10 protein-coding genes are annotated in these 14,852 nt (G+C 43.2%); 3 read left to right on the top strand and 7 right to left on the bottom strand.

Annotated features, from left to right (window positions below):
• The first annotated feature begins 226 nt into the window (after positions 1–226).
• From CDG79_RS24615 to CDG79_RS24605, 3 genes are all read left to right on the top strand, one after another.
• Positions 227–2,422, top strand: coding sequence for a lytic transglycosylase domain-containing protein (locus CDG79_RS24615; RefSeq protein WP_094344472.1), 2,196 nt, complete (start codon positions 227–229; stop codon positions 2,420–2,422).
• 318 nt (positions 2,423–2,740) lie between these two features.
• Entirely contained in the window at positions 2,741–4,132 is a 1,392-nt protein-coding gene (locus CDG79_RS24610; RefSeq protein ID WP_094344471.1) for an MATE family efflux transporter, read from the top strand.
• Between the two features lie 115 nt (positions 4,133–4,247).
• The gene (locus CDG79_RS24605; protein ID WP_094344470.1) at positions 4,248–4,661 is read left to right on the top strand and encodes an SET domain-containing protein-lysine N-methyltransferase; all 414 of its coding nucleotides are present in this window, start codon (positions 4,248–4,250) and stop codon (positions 4,659–4,661) included.
• Between the two features lie 111 nt (positions 4,662–4,772).
• Here the strand turns inward: CDG79_RS24605 and CDG79_RS24600 are convergent, their stop codons facing one another.
• From CDG79_RS24600 to CDG79_RS24570, 7 genes are all read right to left on the bottom strand, one after another.
• The gene (locus CDG79_RS24600) at positions 4,773–5,762 is read right to left on the bottom strand and encodes a D-alanine--D-alanine ligase family protein (protein WP_094344469.1); all 990 of its coding nucleotides are present in this window, start codon (positions 5,760–5,762) and stop codon (positions 4,773–4,775) included.
• Between the two features lie 222 nt (positions 5,763–5,984).
• Entirely contained in the window at positions 5,985–6,353 is a 369-nt protein-coding gene (locus CDG79_RS24595; protein WP_094344468.1) for an SET domain-containing protein, read from the bottom strand.
• Between the two features lie 110 nt (positions 6,354–6,463).
• Positions 6,464–7,618, bottom strand: a complete 1,155-nt coding sequence (locus CDG79_RS24590; RefSeq protein WP_094344467.1) for a KamA family radical SAM protein — start codon at positions 7,616–7,618, stop codon at positions 6,464–6,466.
• Positions 7,619–7,750: 132 nt separating this feature from the next.
• A complete protein-coding gene (locus CDG79_RS24585; RefSeq protein ID WP_094344466.1) occupies positions 7,751–7,999 on the bottom strand; it encodes a toxin-antitoxin system HicB family antitoxin in 249 nt (82 codons plus the stop codon).
• Between the two features lie 266 nt (positions 8,000–8,265).
• Positions 8,266–10,779 carry a cell division protein HetF gene (gene hetF / locus CDG79_RS24580; protein WP_094344488.1) on the bottom strand — a complete coding sequence of 838 codons (2,514 nt, stop codon included), beginning with the start codon at positions 10,777–10,779 and terminating at the stop codon, positions 8,266–8,268.
• Positions 10,780–12,424: 1,645 nt separating this feature from the next.
• Complete coding sequence (locus tag CDG79_RS24575; RefSeq protein ID WP_094344465.1) at positions 12,425–13,243, bottom strand: type 1 glutamine amidotransferase; 819 nt, start codon at positions 13,241–13,243, stop codon at positions 12,425–12,427.
• A gap of 146 nt (positions 13,244–13,389) precedes the next feature.
• Entirely contained in the window at positions 13,390–14,727 is a 1,338-nt protein-coding gene (locus CDG79_RS24570) for a Mur ligase family protein (RefSeq protein WP_094344464.1), read from the bottom strand.
• Positions 14,728–14,852 lie beyond the last annotated feature (125 nt).

The raw sequence follows: 14,852 nt of genomic DNA, 5'->3' as shown, positions 1-14,852 counted from the left end.
GCAGTCTAATCGATTGCTGTATTGCTCAAGTGGCATAAGAATTATATACCAAAGATAGATGTAATAGTATTTAATATGTGCTAATTACTCAATATTGCTAACTGTGGGATTGAAAATTAAGATTTTTCTACATAAAATTAAAAATCTAAAATTAAAAATTGGTAATACTGATGGCTAGGAGTGTTAAAGTTTCAGGAAATTCATCGGAAATTTTCAGCGAGTATTCATGCTGAAGAAACTACAGAAAAAGCAAATTTCGATCATTGCAGGTGCGGCACTGTTTGCCTTTTTAGCTGGGGCGATGGTATCAGCACCTCAGATTGGTAAAACCGTTGGGCAATGGCTCAAAGTGGGTAAGAATCAGACACAGCAAACATCTGATGCTAGCATTGCCCAATCAGCCGTCTTTCCACTGATATCACAATCTTTGCCAGAACGGGCGGCAAAACTAGCAGCGATCGCCGGACAGTCGCCTTCGCCAGACCGAAATCGCGCTCGTTATCTTTTGGCGAGTGATTACATTGAAAGAACCCAAGGGCAAAAAGCGCTGGTTTTACTCCAAGGATTGGAGAAAGACTATCCTATCCTCGCGCCCTACATTTTGCTGAAACAGGCCCAGGCACAGGATATCCTGGGCGCAGACGGCAAAGCCTCGGATCTCAGGCAAAGTGTGCTGAAACAGTATCCTAAAGAAGCCGCTTCGGTAAAAGCACTATATCTAATTGCCCAACCGAAGCAACAAGAAATAGCGATCGCTCAATTTCCTTCCAATCCTCTAACTTGGGAAATAATTCGCAAACGCTTGCAAGAAAATCCCAATCAGCCAAAATTACAATTGATTTTGGCTACTTATGCTTACGATCAACCAGGTATAGTGGGCGTTTTGGATCAGCTAGTAAAACAGCCTACCCTCAAACCCGAAGACTGGGAACTAATTGGCACCAGCTATTGGGAAAATAGTCAATTTCTGAAAGCGGCAAATGCTTATGCCAAAGCACCCAAAACATCGCGCAACCTCTACCGGACTGCACGAGGGTTACAAGTAGGAGGCAAAGATAAAGAAACAGCGATCGCTACCTATAAACAATTGGTGCAGCAATTTCCCAATACCGAGGAAACTGGGACTGCACTACTGCGGTTAGCAGAAACCACAAAGACAGGTAAAGATGGCTTACCTTATCTCGATCGGGTAATTAGTAAATTTCCTAAACAAGCTGGGACTGCACTGGTACAAAAAGCCAAAACTCTCGAAACCCTCAAGGATCAAAAGTCAGCTAGCGCGGCGTGGCAATTACTCATAGCCAAGTACGGCAATTCTGATGAAGCCGCAGAGTACCGTTGGAAAATCGCCCAAGATAAAGCCAAAGCCAAAGATTACGTTGGTGCTTGGCAATGGGCAGAGCCAATTGTCACCAACAATCCCAACAGCATTTTAGCTCCGAGAGCCGGCTTTTGGGTCGGTAAATGGGCAGCTTCACTAGGCAAACAGCAGGAATCTCAAACTGCTTATAACTATGTAATTAGTCAGTTTCCCTACTCTTACTATGCATGGCGAGCAGCCAATATGCAGGGGCTAAATGTCGGCAACTTCGACAACGTGCGCGTCATGAACCCGGAAGTAATCGCACCCCAGCGTTCATTACCACCGGCTGGTTCTGAGACTTTCAAAGAATTATATTTGTTGGGTCAAGACCGCGATGCCTGGTTACAATGGGAAACGGAATTTCAGAATAAAATTCAGCCAACGGTAGCAGAGCAATTTACTGAAGGGTTGATGCGACAGGCGAAGGGTGAAAATCTCATCGGAATTGACAAAATTTCTAAATTAGAAGATCGGGAAATACCAGCAGAACTTGCCCAATATCAAACTCTGAGCAAACAGATCGCCTACTGGCAGGCCCGTTACCCATTTCCCTATCTCCGAGAGACTGAAAAATGGTCTATTGAGCGTAAACTCAATCCTTTGCTAGTGACCGCTCTAATGCGTCAAGAGTCACGGTTTGAGCCAAAAATCAAATCCGTCGCTGATGCTACTGGCTTAATGCAGTTGTTGCCCAGTACAGCTAAATGGATCGCCCCACAAATTAAGGTGGATATCAAAACAATAAACCTGGAAAATCCCAACGATAATATTATGCTGGGTACTTGGTATTTGGATCATACCCATCAGCAATATAACAATAACTCGCTGTTAGCGATCGCCAGTTACAATGCTGGCCCCGGTAATGTCTCCAAATGGCTGCAAACTCTAACTACACAAGACCCAGATGAGTTTGTTGAACAAATTCCCTTTGATGAAACCAAAAATTATGTGCGTCAGGTATTTGGCAACTACTGGAATTATTTGAGACTTTACAACCCGGAAATTTCTGGAGTCGTAGCAAAGTACTCTACTACACACCCAAAATTACCGGCGCAGTGATTTTACTTAATCAGATAAGCAAGTAGGGAGCAGGGAAAACACATATACAATTTTTTTTACATGAGTTCGATGAACCTCTCCCTGCCTTGAATTTTTGTTCAATTTAGTCACTCTCTAACTCGGAGAGTGACTGCCTTTGCGTAGTAAAAATGACTAATTATGTAGATACCATTTAATCTGTCAAACTTACGCATACTTAAGTGGAGCGATCGCCTATTTCACTGCCAACAGCTTGAGTTGAGTGCGATTTAAGTATTAATATATCTTAAATAATATTAAATATTACTTTTTTCGCACCATCCTTAATTTTTGTGCCCAATGGAGTTAGCTTCAAAAGAATTTAAGTCAGAACTGATATTAGAAGTCCAAGCCTGCCTGCAATTGGCAGTTCCTCTGGTAATTACTCAAATATTAGAAGCGGGCATTCCTTTATTGGATGGGGTGATGATGGGCTTACTTAACAGCCAAGCCTTAGCTGCGGGTGCTTTAGGTGCTGTTACCTTTTCTACCCTAGCTTCCGTTTGTCGTTCTATTCTTTCAGCCGTAGGTGTGAGTGTTGCAAATGCTTTTGGTGGAGGCAAAATAGACCAAGTTAGCCGTGCTACCGGTCAAGGAATTTGGTTAGCTGTGACGATGTGCTTACCTGTGATGTTTATCATTTGGCACTTTGACTATATCCTGCTGCTGACTGGTCAAGAAGAAAGCAATGTGTTATTGGCTCAAACCTATTTGCGGTCTATTGTTTGGAGTTTTCCTGCTGCACTCGGTTTTTGTATCTTAAAAGAAGTTAGCTCTGCTCTCAATCGTCCCCAATTCCTAGCAGTAATTACGGTATCTGGACTATTCTTGAATGCAGTTGCTAATTACGTGCTAATGTTCGGTAAATTTGGTTTCCCAGCCCTTGGTTTAGCAGGTATTGGTTGGGGAAGCACACTCATTTTTTGGCTGAATTTTATTGCTGCCGTCAGTTGGGTTTGCTTGGACGACTACTTTAAGGACTACCAACTTCATCGCGCTTTGCATCAGTTCGATAAAGATATGTTTGTAGATATCTTCCAAACTGGATGGTTCTTGGGGTTGCAGTATGGAGCAGAAATTGGAGTCTTCACCGCCACTGCTTTAATGATGGGGTGGTTTGGGACAGAGACGTTAGCAGCCCATGAAATTACCGTTGAGACAGAAAGTTTCGTCGAAACGGTGTCTATAGGTATTTCTTATGCCATCACAATGAGAGTAGGACAGCTGAGGGGACAAAACGATCTCAAAGGTGCAAGCATAGCTGGATTTGTCTGTATTGCCCTTGCTACTCCCATTGTTACCATTGTGGGATTAATTTTTTTGCTGTTTCCCAACTATATTGTAGCAATGTATTTGGACACCAGTAATTTGGATAATGTCGAGATAGTTAAAACGGCAACTTCTTTCCTCGCTGTGGGGGCATTAGTCCAAATATTTTATAGTATTCAGACTATTGCTGCTGGTGCATTAATTGGGTTGAAGGATACCAAAATACCAGTGTTGATCGCCATGTTCGCTTACTGGGGTGTAGGTCTAGGTGGTGGCTATCTGATGACATTCACTCTTGGTTGGGGTGCTATAGGTTTATGGTTGGGTTTAGCATTAGGGCTACTTATGGGCGCAGTGCTTTTAACTTGGCGTTTTTATTTTTTGACTTCCGACATAGCATCAAAGTCCTGCTCAGAGACGTAAAGTTTTACGTCTTTACATCCAGATTAATATCGCGATTCAACAAGGCAAATTAGTCTATTTAAAATAACTTAAAATTAGAAAAACTAAATAATTGAAGACATAGAAACTTTGAATTATGCTGACTCCTGAAGACATAGAAAAGTTTATTAACAATGCACCGAAATGTGAAGTTCGTCAGAGTGGAATTGATGGTTACGGGCTTTTTGCTAAGGAGTTGATATTAGAAGCAGAGGAAATAATAGACTTTAGCTTTCCCAATTTTTACCAAGAAGTTAGATATGCCGACCAAACCGATGAATTTCTGAGGGAGGGTAAATTTATTGGAATTACTGAGGAAATTTGTTTAACGGCTGAGGGTTCAACTAAGTTCGCGGCAGTCAATCATTCTCGAAATCCCAATGCTGTGGTTGACCTTGAAAAACGCCAAGTATTTGCTTTGATAGATATTCAACCTAATGAGGAAATAACTATAGACGTGCGTTTGGAGCCAATGTCCGAGCGAGCAAAGCAATTCTCGCCGTGGCTTTGAGCTAAATGTAGGGATGTAAAGTTTTATGTCTCCACAAGGATTTTCATCGTCATTCACAATAAATTTCATACCGCAATCAGCAACGGCAAAAAACCGCCACTTATGACTAAATCAACATTTGTACCTTTGCCATGCAGACTCAACTATTTCAGCAATGATTTCTGTGTATGTCACACCACCCAAACGTCCCATAATTACCAGGTCTGAGCGGATATAATGTAGCCCTGGTAGTGGGTTAACCTCCATAAACTGCAACACGCCGCTAGCATCGCAACGCAGATCCACGCGGGCTGCGTCACGGCAACCAAGAGTATGGTAAACATCTAGGGCTAGCTGCCTTGCCTGTGCTGCCAGTGGTTCGGGATCTATGAGCAAATCATAAGATACCCGTTCCAGATACTCATCCTTGTTGAGGGTGGTATAGGCGAAAGCTTCCGTTTGTCCTGTCAAAATTACTTCCATCACACCTACTACATGTGAGTTGCTGCCGTTGCCAATAATGCCCACTGTTACTTCTCGGCCGGGAAGAAAAGTTTCTACGAGTACGGACTGCTGAAATAGTTCGCGTAACACTTGATAAGTACTGACTAGCTCTTCACGTTCTTTGACAAGAGAACGCCCAGTTACCCCTTTAGAACTGCCCTCCGCCACAGGCTTGAGGAAAACTGGCATTGGCAGCGATGCGGCTGTTGCTTCTGCTGTAGTATTCACCACTTCAAAGGGGGCTGTCGGCAAACCGCGATCGCGCACCACTCTTTTAGCAAGTGCCTTGTCTAACGTTAAAGCACAGGTGAGCGGATCGGAAAATGTATAGGGTTGAGCGAATAATTCACAAACTGCCGGAACTTGAGCTTCACGAGAGCGACCTTTCAAACCTTCAGCAATATTGAAAACCAGATCCCAGCGATCGCCTTTTACCAAGCAGAGAGCGAGTTCTCTACCATTACCAATCCGTTCAACCTGATGACCTAACTGAAATAATGCATCTTCCAGCCAAATGATAGTTTCTTCATCATCGAACTCCATCACCTCAGAAGCACTGAAACCAGCCTTAAGGTAGTCTGTCTTCAGGTCATAACACAGACCAATTAATAACCCCATAGCCCGATAATTCCTGTTGAGAAAGCTTTCGCTGTTAGCTTTAATATACAAATCAGATGTCTTTAGAGTGTTCCAAAAAATAAATGATCCAAAACCCGTCGTTGCGAGCGAAGCGAAGCAATCCCAAGGGCTGCGATTGCTTCGCTTCGCTCGCAACGACAATTGGGCATTTTCTTTCTTGGAGTACTCTTACTAATTCCTCAATGAAGTAAATGAAGATGTCTAATTGACAACATCGAACCAGATAGAAGATTTATCGTTAGGAGAACCGTTATAGTTGGCAGTAATTTCTTCTCCTGCTTCTATATCTCGGTAAGCAATTAATTCCACCTCCCCTTCGGCGAATTTTTTCACATAGTAAGTATTAGGTTCGTAAGAATGGTTAAAAAGTGACGCTAAACCCAGAGCGATCGCCGCAGCTTTATCTTCCCAATCGTAGTAATAGTTACCCAAAATTGTTTTATCTAGAAATTCAACCTGTTCTGCGGGTATAACCACAACTGGCGATCTCTCAACGATCTCTCCTTTTAAAAAGCGCTTTTGTGCGAAGATACCTCGACCTTTTAGGTTTGTATTACTAACAATCAACATTCCAACTACTCTCCTATGATTACTTAGTTTTTTGTTTTGCCATCATCCAACATAACCATCCCAACTGGCTCTTTTAGATGATAGCGATCGACTTATATATAGCGTCAGCCCTACTCCACTGGATCTACATAAGTGTATGTATTACCTGCCCAGTTTCGCACTGTAACTGTGCCCTTCTCATAACCAAGTAGAGTCTCGGCTTGAATCGGGACTTTGCCACCGCCGCCAGGGGCATCAATTACATAAGTTGGTACAGCATAGCCAGTAGTATGACCACGCAATTTAGAAATTAGATCGATCCCAGTTTGAACACTCGTTCGCAGATGTGAAGTGCCAACAACTGGGTCGCATTGGTAAAGGTAATAGGGGCGCACGCGCAACTTTAGAAGACCGTGAAACAGATTCTTCAGCGCTTTTTCAGAGTCATTCACACCTTTTAACAGCACAGTTTGACTACCTAGAGGAATACCACCATCCGCTAGGCGATCGCAAGCTTGTGTTACTTCTGGGGTAAGTTCCCGCAGATGACAAAAGTGCAAAGACAGCCACACGCGATGTTTACGAAGTAAGGCAACAAGTTGCGGTGTAATTCGCTGCGGCAAAAAACTCGGTACGCGCGAACCAATCCGAATAAATTCAATATGCTCAATAGCACGTAACCGCCCAAGCAAATTATCTAAAGGTTCATCAGACATTAGCAGAGGATCGCCACCAGAAATTAGCACATCACGGATCTCGGTGTGTTCTTCCAGGTAAGCGACGATCGCATCCAACCGCCGCGTTACTGGGTACATCTCACCTTGGCTCACCAAACGAGAACGGGTGCAGTAACGACAATAAGCAGCGCATGTGTCTAAAGCAAGCAGTAATACGCGATCGGGGTAGCGGTGTACGAGTCCTGGTACTGGAGTGTCGTTATCCTCACCACATGGATCTATCATGTCTGCTGTACTAACTATTAATTCTTCTTGCCGGGGGATGACTTGTAACCGTAGCGGACAAAGCGGATCTTCTGGATCGAGGAGTGATGCAAAGTATGGGGTTACGGCTACAGCAAACTTCTCTGGCGCGATTAAAAGTCCCTGTTCTTCGGTAGGACTAAGCCTTAATAACTTCTGAAAATGTTCCAGCTTAGTCAACCGATGCCGCATTTGCCAGCGCCAATCGTTCCAGCGTTCTTGGTTGTAAGTCTCTCCCAAAATCTGACAAATTTCTTCACACCGAACATCTGTAACTAGTGGCTCTAGAATAGTGTTTTTGATCATGATTAGAACTAAATTCAGCTGAGAATAATAAACCGATCGCAGCCTGGTTTGTTTACCTACAAATCTAGGTAAAGTAGAAAAGTATTGACAACTGTCACCAGTTCTGCATCAAACTCTTCCTCAAACAGGCGATTACCGTTGTGGCGTAGAAATATAAATAGTTTGGCTCGTTTGATGCCAGAGATAATGGCTTGTTCTGCCTCTGATAACTCCGATGGGAGGATTCCAGTTAGGATTTGGCATATCCTCAGTACACTCTAGGTAATGAGCAAAAGCGTTAATAATTACCTTATATTTAGATGCCTCAGCCTTAGCAGCGTCAAAAGCTAGCTTTTTGTGAAGATGAGGTGGAATTCTAACACCGACTTGAATACAGGGCATGAAAACAAAGTTTAAGTACTCTAAAAATGATACCCAATGTTAAACCATAAGTATCTTCATACACAGAATATAGTACTGCGGTCATGCTTGTTAATCTAATTATTATTCCACCACTAGACTTCAGATCGGGCGTAGACGCAAAGCACAAAGCCGGAGTTTCGGAATCTCCGGGCTTGTCGCCAGATATGGCACTCAAAAATTTTAGTCCAGCGATCGCTTATTTTGTTATCGGCAGGAGCGATCGCTCTAATCATAAACTAGGAATATTACTGTTGTTCTCCTTTTTCTTGAAGAAGCGATCGCCAATCTGCAATCGCCTTTTCTGTCCACAGCCAATTTTTAGCTAATTTATCTACTTGGAAATTGACTGGTTCGGACTTGAGAACCGTTTGTCGCAATTTAATTGCTTCATTCAGATATTGTGTCTGCTTACCACTAGATTGATTAAGTGCAGATTTATACAATCCAAGCGCTAAACCAGCATAAGAAGTTAAAGCATCTTGAGGAACTGCTGTCTTGGAATCTGGACTATGCTGTTTGAGTGCCAAATTCAAAGCCTTGAACCAAGAGTCATTGGCTCGATTCAGATTGCCTTCTGCGTAGTAGGCAAATCCTAAAGCGTTATTATACAAAAGCGATTCTGGTTTAGCTTTTGCGGCAGTTTCCCAGTAACGGCGGGCATCATCGACGCTATAGTTATTATTGTCTCCAGTTTGGATAGACTGCCAAGCTAATCGTCCCTTATAAAAGTTGACAGATGGATCGTCAATTTGCTTACTTGGAACCAGTTTCAGAGCAGTCTCTGCCGCAGCCAGTGCGCCACGATTTAGTAGTTCTTCTACAGCTAATAACCCACCTTGTAAATCACCCTGGCTCAATTTTTCTGTAGCGGTGGCGGTAACAATTCCATTGGGTGCTGTCTGTAAGTCGGGATTTTGCTGTTTTTGAATAGGTAAAGATTCAGTGGAAATTGCTGGGATGTTAGGCAAATTTACCTGCTGGGAGCGATTTTGCCACCACCAATTTAAACCGATCGCAGCTGCTAACGCACTGATTCCCACAATACCTACAATTGGCCACAGCTTGCGGCGTTGGCTATGAGGTCTTGGTGGGGGTGGTTGCGATGCCTGCGGCGGGCTATGCCTACGCAAAAAATCAGATTTTTCTAAATTTCCTTCCAAGTTTCCAGTATTTGGAGGTGGCGGTGCTGGGACTTCTCCCCACAAATCTCCTTCCCCATGCAGAGAAGTCATTTCTTCTGAAACCTGTCTTTGCTGAAAATTATTTTCTGGAATTTGTCGATCCAGTTCAGTTGGAGCTTTTTGGTTATCTAGCTGACGAAACAAATCCGAAACTATCGCTGAATCTTCTTCATAACTTGAGTCATCATACTCAATTTCATCAACGAGATCGCCCCAAGTATCCTCGCCCAGCCAGTCCAACCCAGAAGAGTCCCGCGTCAAACCAGTAGGAATCATTTCTTCCATTCCTAAAGGCATATCGCTATCATCTGCCATAGCGGAGTACATCGTGGAAGTGATTCCTAAAGGCGAACTATACTGATTCCGTGATTCTGCACTTTCGGATAACTCAGTTTCCTCGCTCAGAAAACCGTCAAATTCTGGCTGGAGATATAAAATCGGTAATGCCCAGTACATCTGGTGAGAACCATAAGCAGAAATTAATCCTTGGCGCACCCGACTAACGCACAAATCTACTGGATATCCCTGACTCAAGTTGCGATAAAACAATTGTGTAAGTGTCAGTGCGACTTCATCAGGAATCCGTTCTGACATTGCCAAAACGCTTCTGATCCCGCGCTTTACCAGACTTTCTGCTAGGTTCCGTTCGCCAGTATCGCCAGAGGGATCGGATGCAGCTGTGTACGCCCCCAAGCAGGAATTAAACACTGCCATTTGGATGTTATTGTTGACGAGCAAACCTGCCAGATCGTCTCCACTCAAGACTTCCGTTAAGCCAGTTCTGCGACTAACAAGATAAATTTCTCCGCCATTGCCGCCTAAGTTACTATGACCAGAGTAGTGGAGAACGTGGTATCTGCCTTGTTCTAGGGCTTGCGTCAGTTCTTCTCGTCCTGGTTGGTCTAATACAGTGAGTTCAATTTCTGGGAACCGATTGTTACCTTCAGTCAGTCGTGATGTTTGACGATGAAGTTCTGCTTGCAGTTTAATCGCTTCCTGTTTCTGTAAGTCAAGACGCACTTGATCTGAGGGAGAAGCAATTACCATCAATACTTTCACACCACCTTGTTCTCGTGGTGTGGGCATATTTCGCGATCGCAAAGGAGAAGCCCCCAAAACGCCACTTTGGAAGCGAGAAAAAGCCACATAAGGCCCAGTAGCCAGAGGGCGATCGCCTGCGTGCATCACTTCCCAAGGCAGACGAGCTAATCTAGTGTCTTTTAGCCCTAAGCGCAAGCGTAGTACTTGCTGGTGGTTTTGGGCAATACCTTGAGCAGTAATCCAACTATCTCTGAGAGTGCTTTGAAATAGGGCGTTATAAAATTGTTGACCTAAGGCCACCAAATTAACAGAGTTTCTGGCGATATTGCTTTCGTTTCCACTAGAGGTAAATGGATCTCCCTGCAACACTGACTTCAATGGGTCATTCATCAAATGCCCAGCAGCTATTAACCAATCAGCTACAGGCCAAGTCACCAATTCTTCTGCCAATGGTACCCCAGGTGCGACTTGTTCCGTCCGCACCAAGTAGTCATTTTGCCCTACTGGGGTTACGGAAATGTGAAATTCCTGGGTCACAATTTCTCCTGTCCGCCTCCTAAATCTGGTTTGAAACGCGAAAGTTTCAAGTCGATTTGCTCCCTCTGATAACTTAGATGCATCCCACACCTGAATGTTTCTGATTCGGTGTTGTTTTGCTTTTTCTGCCTTTACAACTTTATCCGGATCGGATTACTTGGATCTAGAACACTTAATTGGTAGATGCACCTTGATCTTCAACTCCCCTAGTTGGCTAACACCCACTGGGGGTTTTTTTTTGACCAACAACAGCAACTTTTGATGCAGATATTCTCTACCAGAAAATAGTCCTTAATCCTAGAATACTTGATTAATAGATGGATGTACCTTGATTTTTAACTCCTCTAATTCAGTTAATATCTACTAGAGTTTTTTTGGCAGACTTTTCTAGTAAATTTATCCTGAGCATGGTAGTTAAACCTAGAACATTTAATTGGTAGATGCACCCTGATAACTAGCTCCCCTGGTTGGCTAACACCCACTGGGGGTTTTTTTTGAAGGAAGTAAGCAGCAATTATTTCTGAGGCATCAAATTTTTCAGGTAGCGCACTGGATTGTTTAATTGGTAGATACACCCTGATAACTAGATCCCCTAGTTGGCTAACACCTGTTGGGAATTTTCTCTGGTCAACGCTAATTTATCCGGTAGATTGCTCTTTAAAAGTCTCTAGCTTTTAATCCTCATGGGGGCTACCACCTTCAGAATCGGCACTAGTAGCCCAATGAGGATCGTTTAGAGATAGAACTTGGAAACGAGATTCTTAAGGACTTGAGCTTAAGTTTACACCAATGCCTGATAACTAACCCCTCTGCTTGGCTAACATCCGAGGTTTTTTTTGGTGAGAAAACAGCAATAACTTCAACCTCTGTTAATTTATCCGGTAGCTACCCATTTAGTTTAGAAAAGATGATTGGTAGATGCACCCTGATAACTCACTCCCCTGGTAGACTAACATTCTCTAGGGGTTTTTTCTAGTTGTGTAGGCGTAACCCTTCGTAGACATCGCCATCAACCCTGATTTTAATCGTTTTTCCCGGAAGATACTGGCTGCCCCTAGAAAAGATTACTGGTAGATGCACCCTGATAACTCACTCCCCTAGTAGACTAACATCGTCTGGGGGTTTTTTATTTTAAAAAATAATTAGCCTTTATCCAAATTTATCCGGAATGTGGTGTTCAACCTGAGAACAGTTAATTGGTAGATGCACCCTGATAACTAACTCCCCTGGTAGACTAACATCCTCTGGGGGTTTTTTATTTTAAAAAATAACTAGCCTTTATCCAAATTTATCCGGAATGCGGTGTTCAACCTGAGAACAGTTAATTGGTAGATGCACCCTGATAACTAACTCCCCTGGTAGACTAACATCCTCTGGGGGTTTTTTTTTGGCTAAAGTTCAATAGCACTTCCTGCTCGCTCAATCCCTGAATCGCTTTCTTTTTATTGTGAGCTAGAGATGCCACACCAAAATGATTGCTATGATATTTAATCATATTCTTAATTTTTTTTCTATATTTTGGTGTTTTACCAAGAAAGGCAGGAGGAAAACTGCCCTTTGTCTCCTAGCGCGACCAGAGGAGTCTTGGGTTTAAAACCCACTCCAAATCTCTGATTTGGTGTCCTACCCCCTGCTTCCTTCAAGGTTAAGCTTTCGCCGCAGCAACATTTGGTAAACTGACTTTCAACCGCTTAAACATAGCTTCTCGTGCTTGTACAGCAAGATTATCATCTAAAGGCTGCAATGCGATCGCTTCCCCATACTTGAGCCGTAGCGCTGTTTGAATTAACCAATCGGCGACAAAGGGATTTTTCGGTAACAAAGGGCCGTGAGAATAAGTAGCGATCGCATTTTGATAAAATGCTCCTTCTGTCCCATCTTCACCATTATTTCCCAAACCGTACACCACGCGCCCTAAAGCTTCCACTTTCCCCAACTTGGTGCGTCCGCCGTGATTTTCAAAGCCTACCAAATATGGTGTGTTGCCCGTCATCTCTTTTAAATCTTGCGCCAGACGAGAAGCTGTGACTTCAATTACCAAGTTTCCAATACAGCGCTTAGTATTTTCACCAGGATGGACGGAAACTAAATCGAGTATTCCTAAACCATCAATCCGTTGTCCCAAGCCTGGTTCGTAATAATGTCCCAGTAGTTGGGGCGAACCACAGGTAAAGACACCTGGTGTACCATTTTCGATTTTTTCGCGCATTGCATCAGCTTTTGCGCCTTGCAAATCACGCATGACAATTTCTTGCTGACGATCTTGTGCGCCACCACCAACTATGACATCTACAGTTTTAATATCTGCGGCTGTACTATTTTGATCTAGGGGTAAGATTTTAACGTCGTATCCCCGCCACTGGGCACGACGTTCTATAGTAATTACATTACCGCGATCGCCATAAGTACTCATCAGCGTTGGATAAAGCCAACCTATTGTTAATTCCAACTTTTGGGAACTCATATTTTTGGGGACTGGGGATTGGGGACTGGGGATTGAGGACTGGGAAAACACCGTTATTCAATGACCAATGACCAATGACCAATGACAAATGACCAATGACCAATGACCAATGACCAATGACCAATGACAAATGACCAATGACAAATTTAAAGAATTTTCCTACCAGTTAGAACTTCTCGAACTTCTAGCATGGCTGAGTAGGTAGGTAGAATATGCAGAGTTTCATTCTCTGGTGTATGCTCTAATGCAGTTGCGATCGCTTGTCGCAAATCTTCTTCCACAATTAAATTTATGCTACTCTCAGGGGACTTTTGGCTGTAACGTAGACGTAGTGCCATATCATAGACGCGATCGCCACTCACTACTAAAGTCCCGCCGCGTTCGACTAATTTCTCGGTGTCCACGTCCCAAATCCAGGATACATCAGTGCCATCGGGTGTGCGATCGTTCAATACCAAGAGTGTGGTTTTATCTGTGCTTTGAGTCACTACGCGAATGGTTTCATTCGTTCCCACAGGATTTTTTGATAACAATATCCGCACTCGTTTACCGTTAATTACTAAATCTTCCGCCCGACCAAAGGCAGCTTGAAAATTGTTAATAGTATCTCTGATTGTTGGTTCATCAACTCCTAACTCAATAGCCGCAGTTGCAGCCGCCAAAGTATTATATTTGTTGTACAAACCAACCAGAATTTGCGACCATTCACTACTTTCTAAAGTCGGTTTACTTTTAGTAAAACCACACTTGGGACAAGTAAAATCTCCTAAATGAGACAAATAGACACCCTTGTAATCTAGAGAATGTCCGCATTTGGGACAATAGATAGAATCGACGGCGTGAGGAATAGCTTCTAAATAATGTTCTGGTTCATTTAAGCCAAAGAATAACACCCGTTGCGGTAACTGCTGACCAAGATTAGATAAAGTTGGATCGTCAGCATTGGGAATTACCACCGTTTCTGCTGGTAGGGTAGAAATAACTTTTGTCCAACGTTTACTAATTGTATCTACTTCACCGTACCGATCGAGTTGGTCGCGGAACAAGTTTAAACAGAGAATGATTCGCGGCTGGAGTGGCTTTAATACTCTTGGGACAATATTTTCATCAACTTCTAAAATTGCGTAATCAGTATTTAGCGTACCTAGTAAGTTGGTGCTTTCTAACAGCGCTGTCATTAAGCCATTTTCTAGATTTGCACCTGTAGAATTATGAGTTACGCGATAGCCCTTGCGTTCTAGGATTGTACATAAAAGCAGCGCTGTAGTGGTTTTGCCGTTAGTACCAGCAATTAAAATCACTCCGTTTTTAACTTGCTGACTCAATAATTCTAAAATTCGAGGTTCAATGCGACGAGCAATCGAGCCTGGTAATACACTAGCAGCACCCAGACGGAGCGATCGCACTATAAACGTCACACTTTTTGCCACTGACACCGCGAAACCCAATCGCAGCCTATCTATGAATTGAATTTTGTTTCCCACATTTGTACCCTAGTCTTCTGGCGTTGCTAATTGAAAGTATTTAATTGCAAATTTAATATGGGTGAGTTTAGCGAATCCTAGCTGAAAAAGCCAGCCTCTTAATTTTGAGGCAGGGGGCAGGGGGC

This window comes from Nostoc sp. 'Peltigera membranacea cyanobiont' 232 (assembly GCF_002245985.1).
Taxonomy (GTDB): Bacteria; Cyanobacteriota; Cyanobacteriia; order Cyanobacteriales; family Nostocaceae; genus Nostoc.
This window is presented reverse-complemented; position numbering and strand designations above follow the sequence as displayed.